General features: G+C 29.6%; 13 protein-coding genes and 1 tRNA gene. 6 read left to right on the top strand and 8 right to left on the bottom strand.

Translation table 11 applies throughout. The features are described from left to right. Positions 1 to 140: 140 nt before the first annotated feature. Complete coding sequence (locus LI_RS00795) at positions 141 to 869, top strand: class I SAM-dependent methyltransferase (protein ID WP_011526227.1); 729 nt, start codon at positions 141 to 143, stop codon at positions 867 to 869. Positions 870 to 1,131: 262 nt separating this feature from the next. Further along, entirely contained in the window at positions 1,132 to 1,533 is a 402-nt protein-coding gene (locus LI_RS00790; RefSeq protein ID WP_011526226.1) for a hypothetical protein, read from the top strand. A 422-nt stretch (positions 1,534 to 1,955) separates the two neighbouring features. Here LI_RS00790 and LI_RS00785 read toward each other — a convergent pair whose 3' ends face one another. The 7 genes from LI_RS00785 to LI_RS00765 all read right to left on the bottom strand — a co-directional run bounded on the left by LI_RS00785 (position 1,956) and on the right by LI_RS00765 (position 7,866). Continuing rightward, entirely contained in the window at positions 1,956 to 2,270 is a 315-nt protein-coding gene (locus LI_RS00785; protein ID WP_015353675.1) for a hypothetical protein, read from the bottom strand. 187 nt (positions 2,271 to 2,457) lie between these two features. Further along, on the bottom strand, positions 2,458 to 3,249 hold the full coding sequence (locus LI_RS00780; protein WP_223604108.1) for a ComEC/Rec2 family competence protein: 792 nt from the start codon (positions 3,247 to 3,249) through the stop codon (positions 2,458 to 2,460). 679 nt (positions 3,250 to 3,928) lie between these two features. Beyond that, positions 3,929 to 4,022: transfer RNA gene (locus tag LI_RS00775), tRNA-Ser, on the bottom strand. Between the two features lie 264 nt (positions 4,023 to 4,286). Then, positions 4,287 to 4,430 (bottom strand): 4Fe-4S cluster-binding domain-containing protein, encoded by a 144-nt coding sequence (locus LI_RS07600; RefSeq protein ID WP_231850148.1) that lies wholly within the window; start codon positions 4,428 to 4,430, stop codon positions 4,287 to 4,289. A 648-nt stretch (positions 4,431 to 5,078) separates the two neighbouring features. After that, positions 5,079 to 5,204 (bottom strand): hypothetical protein, encoded by a 126-nt coding sequence (locus tag LI_RS07680; protein ID WP_258524497.1) that lies wholly within the window; start codon positions 5,202 to 5,204, stop codon positions 5,079 to 5,081. A 213-nt stretch (positions 5,205 to 5,417) separates the two neighbouring features. Beyond that, positions 5,418 to 5,612, bottom strand: a complete 195-nt coding sequence (nrdD, locus tag LI_RS07595; protein WP_050812165.1) for an anaerobic ribonucleoside-triphosphate reductase — start codon at positions 5,610 to 5,612, stop codon at positions 5,418 to 5,420. Positions 5,613 to 6,906: 1,294 nt separating this feature from the next. Continuing rightward, positions 6,907 to 7,866 (bottom strand): polysaccharide deacetylase family protein, encoded by a 960-nt coding sequence (locus tag LI_RS00765; protein WP_011526224.1) that lies wholly within the window; start codon positions 7,864 to 7,866, stop codon positions 6,907 to 6,909. A gap of 198 nt (positions 7,867 to 8,064) precedes the next feature. Between LI_RS00765 and LI_RS00760 the strand changes: the two genes are divergently transcribed. The 4 genes from LI_RS00760 to LI_RS00745 all read left to right on the top strand — a co-directional run bounded on the left by LI_RS00760 (position 8,065) and on the right by LI_RS00745 (position 11,572). Continuing rightward, on the top strand, positions 8,065 to 9,321 hold the full coding sequence (locus tag LI_RS00760; RefSeq protein ID WP_011526223.1) for a glycosyltransferase family 2 protein: 1,257 nt from the start codon (positions 8,065 to 8,067) through the stop codon (positions 9,319 to 9,321). Between the two features lie 206 nt (positions 9,322 to 9,527). Further along, on the top strand, positions 9,528 to 10,010 hold the full coding sequence (locus tag LI_RS00755; RefSeq protein WP_011526222.1) for a hypothetical protein: 483 nt from the start codon (positions 9,528 to 9,530) through the stop codon (positions 10,008 to 10,010). A gap of 33 nt (positions 10,011 to 10,043) precedes the next feature. Further along, positions 10,044 to 10,430 (top strand): hypothetical protein, encoded by a 387-nt coding sequence (locus LI_RS00750; protein ID WP_011526221.1) that lies wholly within the window; start codon positions 10,044 to 10,046, stop codon positions 10,428 to 10,430. A gap of 353 nt (positions 10,431 to 10,783) precedes the next feature. Beyond that, entirely contained in the window at positions 10,784 to 11,572 is a 789-nt protein-coding gene (locus LI_RS00745; protein WP_011526220.1) for a DUF4396 domain-containing protein, read from the top strand. Positions 11,573 to 11,841: 269 nt separating this feature from the next. On the opposite strand, the gene LI_RS00740 is transcribed toward LI_RS00745, so the two are convergent. After that, entirely contained in the window at positions 11,842 to 12,444 is a 603-nt protein-coding gene (locus tag LI_RS00740) for an HD domain-containing protein (protein ID WP_015353674.1), read from the bottom strand. Between the last annotated feature and the right edge of the window lie 658 nt (positions 12,445 to 13,102).

Raw genomic sequence — 13,102 nt, 5'->3', positions numbered from 1 at the left:
TTAATACAAATAGTTTTAAAGGTAGGCTAACAAATGTAACCTAATGACTAGTAATATAGGTACAAATGATAAAAGGAGCTCCAATTAGAATAATTCAAAATATAATTGTTTTAAAATCTAGCATTGTCTACAATTAAGGCATGAAAAAATATCTTTTTGAAGCATTTGATGGATTAAACAGGCTTGCTCCAGGAAGTACTGAAAGTACTCAACAAGCTATTAAACTTTTACCTGCTGACTTTTTACCTAAAAAGATTCTTGATATTGGTTGTGGAGTTGGTGAAAGTACTCTTTTACTAGCTAAGCATTTTAGTAATGCTGAAATAATAGCTATTGATAATAACCAACAATATATCAATGAACTGGAAAGCAAAGCTACAAACAATATCAAGCCAAAAGTGATGTCAATGTTTGAAATGGACTTTGAGCCAGAAAGCTTTGATCTTATCTGGTCAGAAGGTTCAATATATATTGCAGGATTTCAAACTGGTTTAAAAGACTGGAAAAAATTTCTAAAAAATAACGGATACTTTGTTTGCTCTGAAATAAGCTGGTTAATAGATCAATACTCAGATGCAAGTAAGTATTTTTGGAATGAAGCTTACCCTGAAATCGATACAATCGAGAACAACTTACAAAAAATTCAATCTGCAGGCTATAAAGTCTTAGGACATTTTGTTTTACCTAAAAGTAATTGGAAAGAAAATTACTATGCTCCTCTCCAAAAAAATCTTGAAAGAATGAAGACTACCTATAATAATGATGAAAAAGCTCAACAAGTTATAGCACTAATACAATCCGAAATCGATTTATATAAAGAAAATTCAGATGATTACAGCTATGTCTTTTATATAATGAAAAAGATATAATGCTTTGTATTTCCAATAAATATAGCACTGTTTAATACATCTAAAAAAATAGAACTACATCTTCTTTATATTCTTTATATGTAACTAACTTTATACTATATTATATTTTTTCTTACTTGACTTATCCATTACTCTTTGGTTAGGTACTTCTATATTAGATGCCTCAGAACATCTTTATCCTTGGCGGTTGGCCCTCCTGATAGAGAGGCAGCTTTTACACCTTTATATATAAGTAGGTTTTCCATGCTAAGGAGATACAATTATGCCAGATATATTATTAAACACTATACAACACGACACATATATACCATTAAAACTTCATTCAGATCTAACAGAACTTACCATTACACTCCATAAAGCAACACAAGATTTAGAAATGGTAAAACATCAAGTAAAGGAAGCTGTAAAAACATTATCAGATTCTTCTTCAAATATAGATTTATCTATACCTAATAAAGAAACAAAAAAACAAGAAAGCCATACAAAACATACATATGTTATGTATGATAATGATGATATCCCTAGTGAAACTCGTTGCTACTACTTTCCTTCTCTTGCTGTTACCTGTGAACAAAAGCTCCTCAAAGGAGAAAATGTAACTGATTTTAAAGGACTCCTCTTTAATGCTTGTACATCTATCTCTACTTTTACATCGCTTTTATAAATTGTAGATTCTGAAGCCACAGTGGAGGGAAATGTCCTTCATCTTCTTACAGAGCAGCTAAAACGTACTGAAAATCTTCTATTAAAAATGCAAGATACTTATAGTACTATAGAGTTAATAAAAACATAGTTTATGCACACACAAAAGAAGCAAGTCCTTGATAATACGATGCGTCAGGGACTTGCTTAATGTGTGTGTGTGTGTGTGTGCTCATCTACTTTTACTAAAAAATTACTAGTTATTTTTTAGTAATGAAAATGTTTCTATACAATATCAATACATTGTCTAACTATTCTTATTTTTTTAGATTAACTGCATAACTAGTTGCTTTTACTTACTATAATAATCTATCTAAAAATTTTATTTGGTAATCTATCTATCTCCTATTTTCATATAGATTTTTATTCTCTCTGCTAACTTTATTATTTCTTATTATCTAAAGTTTTTTCTATCTTTTTTATTATTTCATCACAACTATCATTCATTTTATCAATTATATGATTAGCTTTATTTTCTAAGTTATCTATTACCTGTTCAGCACGAAGGGTAAAGTTACCAATCTGAACTTCTGAAATATTCCCAGCTAACTTGTTTATCAACAATAGTCCTAAACTTAATACAAGGAACCCTATAATAGCTGTAGTATTTTTGTCACGATATGTAAAATAAATAGCACACCCAAATGCAGCAAGACTATATAATATTGTGCCTAGTGTTATAAGAAACGTTTCATGCATAGAAATACCCCTTTCTAATTCTATAAATGTATCTACTCATTTTATCAGATTATCAACTTTCCTATAAATAGTCTTTTTTTATGGTAGATGTAGTATAGTTATTTAACTAAAAAGAATAGTCAGTACTGTATTATTGCTATAGAATACTAATCCTATCTTGTTCAACAAATTAGCATAACCTAGTAATCTATTCAATAACGATATCATCTTCTTGTAACCCAGAAACATAGTGTACTCTAACACCTACCTCTTCCATCCATGTTTTAACCTTATTTATTTCCCATGTCCCAGAACTAGGACCATAACTACAGTCATTCTCCCACAAAAATAATGGTGTTGGCCATAAACAAATTCTAGGACTAATTGCAGTATATACCTCTTTTTGTACACCTCGTTGTCCATGGTGTGACATTTGAACAATGTCTGCTTTCAATGTGTTTCCATACTCAGCTAAAAGCCGTTCTCCACCTTCTTCACCTAAGTCTCCTAAAACCAACATACGTTTCCCTGCAATCATTACATCATATACAAATGATGTATTATTTACACCATTTCTAGTTATTGAAAGATCAAAATCATTGAGAACAGTGATTGTAACACCATCTATCGAAAATGTATCACCTTTTTGTATCTTCTTTTGATTATTTAAATAAGCCATTTTCTTTAAAGGCTCTACTATCATAGTAAGATGCGATGAGTACATGGGTTCATGCTCTTCAACCCATTCTGGAGGTGGGAAATTGTAGTATATATTATCGATTGTTATGTTATCATCAAGAAGAATTTCTGAAAGTGCACCTGTGTGATCATCATGTAAATGTGTTAAAAACCAAGCTGATACTTTTCCTCCATGCTCATTAATAAAAGAAGAAAGATGGTTACTATCTGCTTTTGTACCACCGTCAAATATAATAATTTTTTTGTTTTTGGTTAAAAGTGCAATTGAAAGTATTTGTTGTTGTGGAGACTGATTTTTCATGAAAAAAATTTTTTCCCCATCAAACTCTTTTGCCAATAAAATAGATGGAAAAAATATTAAAAGTACTATATATATATATACATTTAGCTTCTCCATAACCAGAATATAATAAACTAAACAACATATCTATCATCCTTATACTAAGTTATAATTTATTGTATAAGTTCAAAATTTAGTATGAACTTTCAATATGTTATAAATGTTGTTAAAATAAGTTTAATAAAATTTCAATCATTATAGCTGGTTAGTGTTAATATATTATACTTATAAAAAATTCCTTCTTTGCTTTATACAACAAGCTCCCTACATAAAAATATATGTGTTAACAGTATAGGACTTATTATATAAATCCTATACCTAATACTATTCTATATAAAAACTGTTAGTAGTCTAAGAATCTTTCAAGTATAGACTAAGTCATAAAATTATAAAGAAAGTAAAATGGACTTAATGAATAATACAGCTTAATAAGCTATATATTAGAGTTTCAAAAATTCTAGTCATTAAAATATACTTCACCCTAATATAAATTTACTAGGTGACTATAATATAGGAAAATAATCCCGTTATCATGCGACTTGAAAAATTATATACTTTTATGAACTTTCAATCATAATCAATATAGCAAAAAATGATTTCTATATGTTAGGAATAAAAAATAGAAATCCTAATTAAATACTGGCGGAGAGGGTGGGATTTGAACCCACGTATCGACTTACCATCGATAACTCGATTTCGAGTCGAGCGCGTTACAGCCACTTCGCTACCTCTCCTACCAAGTGAGTCCTTAGCCTAACTATAAAGAAAGAGCAAGATGCTCTTAAAGGTAATATGATACAATTACGTGTTTATTAATAAACTAATCTAGATAATAAGTTATTATCACTAAGGACATGATATAATTTTATTCTGAAAAAGAGATGAGTGGACATCAATAACTCGTTGACTATGAGATCCACGAAAGTGGAGTATAGCTAGCTTTTTTCTAAAACAAAAGGCCCATCAATAATTACGTCTAATACCTTCAAAAATGATAACTAGTTATTATCTGTAAGAAGTTCTTCAAAAAGAAATCCAGTATAACTTAACAGATATCCTATAACCTTAAATTGTTTTGCTAAGTTCGCCAAGGAGTTGCTTTGAAAAAATGGTTCCCCACCACTAAAAGTAACACCATGTATAAGAGGTTTCTTTTTAATATCACTAAAAATTGTATCAATATTAACAAGCTTTTCTCCTTGGTATAAATTGGTTGATGATTATGACAGCCTGGACAGCATGAATACGCCTCTGTGTAAATAACATACCTTAGTCTAGGACCATCAACAACAGATTCTTCAATAAGACTTGAAAGCCTGATTATATTAGAAGGAGCTAACATTCTGAATAGACTGTATTCATCTATATGTTAAAAATTAGTAAAAGGTACGCAAGATAGGTGGATATGCGTACCTTTTGGGTTGTAGGGACTATTAACCTTAGCAAGAAGTTATTTTAGAATATTTAACTCTATCAACTACTTCTGCTTGTTTAACATTGTTAAAACGATCTACTGTACCAATAAATAACTAGTAATACGTCTAATTCTTTCAAACTTAATACCTTCACCAATAAGTTTTTTTACTTTTTTCTGTTGCTTTACTTCCATATTTATTCTCCAACAGTTATAACTCATAAAATATATTGTTACATATGAGAATAATACATTAAACAAGAACATTTTTTACTATATAATATATATTACTACCTGTAGGCTTTATTTTTCTCTGAATATCTATATTAATATATATATATATTATAGTGTGTTGAAACAATTTTTCATATTTTTACTATATGTAAATCAATACTTTAACTTCACGACGACCACACTGTGGACACACATCATTAATAATATTAGATAACCCCAAACAGGAATCTCTATCTACAGGATAGTTAATAAACCATACCCTGCTCATATTTCATTCATAGCTCTAATAATATCTTCAAATGCTTCTAAGTTATTTCTAATATCTCCATCTTACCTCCACATATGTAACTGTCCCCATTTGTTAGAATTATGATATAGAGCTTTTATATTGAAACTAATCCCTTCTTTTACTTCAAAAATCCTTATAGAAATATTAGAGTTTCACCATTTCCTAATTCATACTCTATAGCAAATAAAAATTTCAAGTAATCATATGCCCTTCAGAGCTTGTGTCTGTACCATGGCTAATGGAGCTATAAAGAATTTGGACTCCTACACAAGAATGCATTGTATTTAAATTATAAACTAGGGCTTCCATTGCCTGGAATGTTTCTTTTTCAGTATATTCTATTGCATTAGTAATAATACACTTTTTATCTAAATAGTAGGTTAACATTATTTAATTGTTTGTATATACAAAAAGACCATCTACTCCAAGGATAGACTTATTTTGAATAACATAACTTTTTAAGAAGTAATACTATCTTTAGTTTCTAGATTATTTACAAGAATTACATAAATTTGTTTTATAAACGTCTTAGCTATTCTTAGAGCCAGTCCTATAATCAAAATTTAATATACTTTCCCACCATGTTGATCATTTTAAAGCTTGTAATACAATATGTATTAATGAACTATAATTACGTATTTCATTTGATTCACGAGTGAATCCATAACCTATGTTAAAATTACTAGAAAAAAGTTTTTTTATATCTATCTAACAACATTTGTTAAAGTTAAACAATCTAACTCATGAATATGGATATCATCTTTGGTATAAGCAATACTATATTGTGTTTTAAATACATACAACTCATAAAAATTTTTAGCATTTCACTACTGGCTTCAACATAATATCTATTGTTGTATCTGTACTGAAATTAGCATTTTCATATTTAAGCTCACTATGCTTAACATCTTTAAATGTAAAATCATACATAAGGTGTATAAAGTAACTTTTTCTTTTACGTGTTTATGTACGCTTATTATGATACTGTTTATACGTATCAAGTAAAAATTAAAGTCCTTCTTCTATAAGAAGTTTTCTATGATATTCTGTAATGCTTCAACCTCTAAGTAAGTATTACTAAGAAACATAGTCTCAATATCCCCTAAAATGATTCTTATTAAATTATATATAGATATAATCATCCATGTGTTTCTGATAAAGATGTGTTGTCTAAAAGTAGATTGAATAATTTTATCAACAATAAAAGGAATAATTCTATCGTCTCTTTTTTTAATATGTAATCATTTTTATTTCCTAATAATTAAAAAAAATAATTATAGATAATATAACTCAGCTTTTTTATTGTTGTATTATAAATAAAAAGGAAAAATAAATGAATAGATTGAAAAATAAAGAATGATAATATATAGATATATACTAAGGTACTACTCTGATAAAGATTTTATATATTATTATAGCAGAGTCTTAGTATTTGTACTTACATTTATAATTTAGTTAAAAATTAAGCCTATAATAAAAAGCAATTCAAGTTTAACAACTAAAACGAAAAACTTTATATATCTAACTTACTGTAATAATATATAAAGTAGAAAATTCAATCTAACTTTAGAATATCGCTAGAACAAAAAAACTGCCAATGCATTTAAGCAATACTATTTTTTCTCTTAATAAAAGGATAAACAAATTTTAACTTGTACCTTATTAGCTATGTTAAAGAATATTACTTTAATCCTGTTCCATCAATGCCAAATTTTGTATCTAATGAAAGGTTATCTCCAGGCGATGTGAAATAACCATCCATTGTATATTGAGGCTTACCCATTGTAAGCAAAGTGCTTACAGTAACAAACTGGTATCCTTGACGTTTCAATAATTCTACAGTTTTTTTAAGTAACTCAGCAGAACCAATAGGAACACAGTTAGCATGAAATAAAATAATTGAACCACTTTTTACATTTTTGACAACATACTGCTCTAATCCCTGTATACTATTATTGTTATGAACTTCAGCAACAACATCCCATTGGATAACATAAAACCCTAGTTCTGCAAGTAATTTTAAGGCCTGCCCTGTACATCTTCCGTATGGTAGACGAAATAATTGCATACACTCAGGGATAGTAGGTAGTAGAAAATTTTTTAATTTGATGCGCTCAATAACTTGTTTTCTTAAAATTTCATATTGTGCCTGTGTCCATAATACTTGTTCTTTCATCTTTGCTTCACTCATAATCCCAAAATTACCATGAGTCCATGCATGATTACCGATTTCAAAAAGAGGATCAGCAATAAGCTGCATAGCTCTTTCAGAATGGGTTCTCATCCATTTACCCCCAAGAAACAATGTAGCTGGGATTTGATGTAAACGCAAAAAATTGATGATAGCTGTATCATAACCTGTTGTTTTTGTAGCAAGTTCACACATATCAAAAGTTAAAGCTACAACTTTTTTATCACCTGGTACGTCAACTCTACGGATTGTGCCAATTGTATTTAAAAGGGGTGGTAGTGAGCATATAGGAATATAATTTTTAGGGATTGATGCATCATTAGGAAGAGCATTTCGACTATCAGAAGGGAAAGAAGAATACAGTGAAGGACCCCATAGATCATATAGTGTCCCTGCACTACAGAAATAATAAAATAATATCACACATAAAAGACAAACAACATATTTCATAATACATTCAGCATAGTTATAAACTTATTATTAATAATGATAAAAATAAATTATAATATAATTTATTTTTATCATTGTGACTCTCTATTATATATAGTAGTATTACTTCAACTTTAAAAGATTATTAAGTTATTAAATATTCAATTAATTATAACCCACTTATTTTAATTATAACCTAATTATTTCTAACATATTAAAATGATAAAAGTTAGTATTATTATTCCAGTATATAATGAGTGGCAATTAACAAAAACTTGTTTAATAAGCTTAGCTAAATATACAAACAACGTTCATGTTTATGTTATAAATAATGGTTCATCAGATGAAACAAATCTAGCATGCCCTACATTAGGAAATATATTATTTGGATCTAACTTTCATTATATATCTTTTGATACTAATCATAACTTTGGTCCTGCATGTAACACTGGAGCTTATGCTGCAAATACAGACTATATTCTCTTTTTGAATAATGATACAGAAGTATCATATGGTTGGCTTCCACCTCTTGTAGAAGCACTTGATTCTGATCCATATCTAGCTGGCGTTGGATCTTTACTTATTTATCCTGATAGTACAGTACAACATTTAGGTGTTACTATAACTCCAGATGGAAACTATGTAAATCACCTTTATAACTCTATTCCTGCAACAATCCCCTTAGTACATAAGAAAAGAAAGTTCAAAATTATCACAGCAGCATGCTTACTTTTACATAGAAAAAATTTTATTGATATTGGTGGATTCTTTAATGGATACAAAAATGGCCTTGAAGATGTAGAATTATGCCTTAGACTCACAGAACAGGGGAAATATATGATGTGTATTCCTGAAAGTGTTGTTATACATAAAGAATCAAAAACACCTGGAAGAAAGAATAAAGAAGCTTATAACACAAGTCTCTTTTTCAAGAGGAACAATATTTCCTTCCTAGGCGATATGGATTACTTCTTACAACAAGATGGTTATACAGTAGATATTACACCTTCTCTATGGCCTTATCCAACAATTCATAAATCAAAACAATATGATCTGCTCAAAAGTTTATCTACTCCTTTTAACCCCTTACAATGCTTTGATCTTCTTAAGGAAGAACCTTTTTGGAAACATGGTAGACACCTTTTAGTCAATTGGCTTGAAAAAAATAATGAAGTGTCTATGGCATTAACCTTAATGATAGAAGAACTTAATTTATGTAAATCACTTAATATAGATGAGTTAAAATATATTATAACTCTATGTAATAGATTAGGGATTGATTCTCATCTGTTTCAACAAAAGATAAATAGCCTCTTAAAATTTATTTTGAATAAATCAAACTTTTTAGGTACCTTAAAAAGGATACAATATATTTTAAATAAAACAGGACGCTATGAACTACTAAAAAAATATAATCAAGCTGCTATTCAAGCCCAAATTATACGTAATAAAATAAAAACTACTTCTATCATTTAATAATAACATATTAATTCTATTATAACCTCAAAAATTATCATTACACGTCTTGATAATCTCATATCAAAATCTTGCTTTTCATCATACGGTAGATCAAATGTATTAGAAAAATCTTATTATAATTTTTAATACTTTTAAGTGAATAAAGCAAATTTATCTAACATACTAAAGTCTAAAAAATAAAAAACTTAAGTAAGGAGGTTACTATGAATAATCTTCCTGAAAAACATGAAAATAATGAGATTATCATTAAAAAAAATAATACAGGAGACCACAATAATGAAATAGATTCTAGTCATTTTAAAGAACAACTACATACCATTTCAGAACAAGCATTAGAAAATATAGAAAAAATTATCAAAAAGACAAAAGAAGTTATTTCTCATGCAAATGAAGCTATGAAAGAGACGTTTGACCATCTAAAAGAACAATTACACCACACATCTGATCATACAAAAGAACAGATAGAAAAAGCTTCTGATAAAACAAAAGAAACATTAAGTGATATTAACATACAAATTAAATATACTATTGATTCAGTAAAAGAACAATTACACACTTCCGCAGAACACACCAAAAAGTATATAGAAAATACTTCTGATACTACAAAAAAAACAATACACAATGCCAGTAAAAATACAAAACAACTGTTTAATAACGTTAAAGAAAAAACAAAAGATATTTTCTAATTCTATTAGAATAAAATTATACGGAGGATAAAAATGAAAGTACATGCAGTAATTATAAGAAGTGGAATATTATCCATTAATTTATTTACTATACCTTTAGCTGTAGCACATAATTTTTCAGATCAATTTGTTGTTGAAACATCAATTACTCAAAGTATTAAAGATGGCTATACAAATTTAAAAAGTAATGTCGAAGAAACAATGAGTTCTTTAACAGATGAAAAAAATACTGATGCTGAAAAATATCTTGAACAGCACGATAAAGATCTTAAAGCATACCAGAATGAAATAAAAAAAGCAGATCAAAACTATATGAAAGCTCGTAAAGAAGCTCAAAGAAATTATATGAAAAACCATAGTCAACTTCCTATGGAAGAAGACATAGAAAAAGATATGGAACATATAAAAAGTGGATTATAAAGTAGATGTTATTTTAATAATATTATGTTATACTAAATAATATTACTATAATTTATCTCTATAAAAATCTACTAACTAATACTAGTTGTTAAGGTTAAAAAAGAAAAAATAATGATTCTACTATTAACTGTACGTTATTATCCTCATAAAAATACTGTTTTTCCTAAACAACTGTCATATAGTAAGCAGGGGTATTTAATTTATTATCTCAAAATTTCTAATATCAATAAAAAGAATAGTCATTGACCAATGATATAGACCTTTTTATGTTAATTAATACTTATATAAAGTAGATAAGATAAATATAATCGCTTGTGTTATAGATAAATAGTATGCACAGGAGGTATATAGAAATGATATATGGAACCTCTTATGAATCATTGAGTCTATTTTCTAAACTGTATGTGAGTACCTGTCTATTATCTTGTGCACATATCTTAGTAGATCAATGTGGCAGGCCTGTCCCAAAAATGAAAATTATGCTATGGGTATGGCCAATAACTGCATTATGGGCTGGAATTTTTGGTATCTGGGCTTACCGTGTAATAAGCCATAGAAACGTCCTTAATTCAAATGAAGACAACATTGCCACATCACTAAAAAAAAGAAAGGATACACTTGAGATAACAAGACAACAGGAAGTCAATATTTTAGACAAAAACATAATGCAAAACATGGATATGTCGTCTACAGAACATAATCTTAACTGGAAACATATTATAAAAGGAACATTGCATTGTGGTTCTGGGTGTACCATTGCAGATCTAATAGGACCTTGGATATTTCGTTTGCTTCCATTTACACTATTTGGAAATATGCTCTATGGTGAATGGGCATTAGAATATGTATTAGCGCTTATTATTGGAGTATTTTTTCAATATGCAGCACTTGCATCAATGACACTTCATCATGGACTATCATTATGGTGGAGAGCATTCAGAGTTGATTTTTTATCACTTACAGCCTGGCAAATAGGTATGTATGGCTGGATGGCCATTGCTATATTTCTACTCATAGGTCCTATGTCTCCAACAGATCCTACTTTTTGGTTTATGATGCAAATAGGTATGTTTTGCGGCTTTATTACATCATACCCTATGAACTGGTGGCTTATGTCTATAGGAATAAAAAAAGCTATGTAGTTTAATTAATGAATTAGTAACACTACATATATAACATTATTAAATCACTTATTATAACTGTATCTTTCCATACCAAGAGGATTTTGTCATAGTCTAATGAGACTTTATAGCAGACCTACACCCTTTACTTGCGGTCAAGAATAAACGCAGCCAGGGATAGGGAAATAATATCTTTGAGATTCATGAGTTCCTCAAAAACAAAAAACCTTCTGGACAAATGTCTTAGGAGGACTTTTACAGATATGCATTATTCTTCATTCAGAAAATTTTTATAATAGTCCACCATCGTAATGTTTGAAAAAGTTTTTTATAGCAACATTTTCCCTGGTGTTCTTATCAAGAACATCTCGAATTTGCTTAAGCAGAGGAAGAACTGATATAGCATCCTGTCCGTAAAACAAGTTGAATTCATAATCAAAATCAGGTGGATTCTTTCCCTGGTTGTGCTGCATGATTGTTTCCAGCTTATCAAGCCCCTTGACAATTTTTGCCTCCAGAGTTTCCGCTAATTCATATTCATCCCATAAAGCCAACATTTCCGTATAGATACTTTCCGGTAAACCCGTGCACAGTTCACACATGCCTCTACGTTCAGTCTCCGACTTTTTGTCTAAATCCGGTTTGGCAATAGCAGGTATATCTCCACAAACTGCTTCACCCAAATCATGAACAACAGCCAATCGCAAAAGTTTATTTACATCAGCATGTTCAAAGTATTTTGCAAAAACAAGTATCAGTAAACAAAGCCGCCAGCTATGCTCTGCAGCACTTTCCTGCCTCCCTTGCGATGTATGTGCACTGCGTAATGTATTTTTTAGATTTTCAGCACGTTGAATAAAAGCAATACACTCGTTTAATTGTACAGAATCCATCATATCCTCCAAAGGTAATATATCACCATAATCCATGGCTTTCAATAACCGGAAAGATCTAAAATAGAGCCAGTCTATCCATTTCCTCCTGATTTAGTACTCACTTCCTTATCCACTTACATGGTACATTTGGTTAAGAACAAGGACTACAGAACCTTGTACTAATTTTTGCGTCTTTCCAGAGTCATTTGACCATATTCTATCAGGGGTTGCAGGCTTTTCAAGAGCGAAGCCAGATCTTGTAGTATGGTCAGGATACTACCTTGAACCATGCTATACTTAGGAATGCTGAAAAAAACTATATATCCAGTAGTTAAACCACTGGAGCAACTTTTGTCTCCACAAAGTTCAGTCCCATAAGTTTGCTATAAATATATTTTAAGGGTGTTTTCAGCTTCGTCCACGACAACATAGTCATTAAACATAAGACAAGTTTGCATTAAAGCTTTGCCAATAACGTCCTTGTGTTACTCAACTTATTCTTTGGAAAAGAAGCCGGGCATGTCTTTCAACGTATAAAGCAAAAAAATACTCCTATTTGAATGGTCTGTCCAAAAGTTCATTATATTGATTTATAGTAATGGAAGACAGAAGAAGAGTTTCTTTGTCAGCCAATTCTCATATTAGCTTCCTAACACCTTCTGTTCTGGTACAAAGA

This window comes from Lawsonia intracellularis PHE/MN1-00, from assembly GCF_000055945.1.
Classification (GTDB): Bacteria; Desulfobacterota; Desulfovibrionia; order Desulfovibrionales; family Desulfovibrionaceae; genus Bilophila; species Bilophila intracellularis.
The sequence above is the reverse complement of the archived record's forward strand: the minus strand, read 5'-3'. Positions and strand labels throughout refer to the sequence as shown.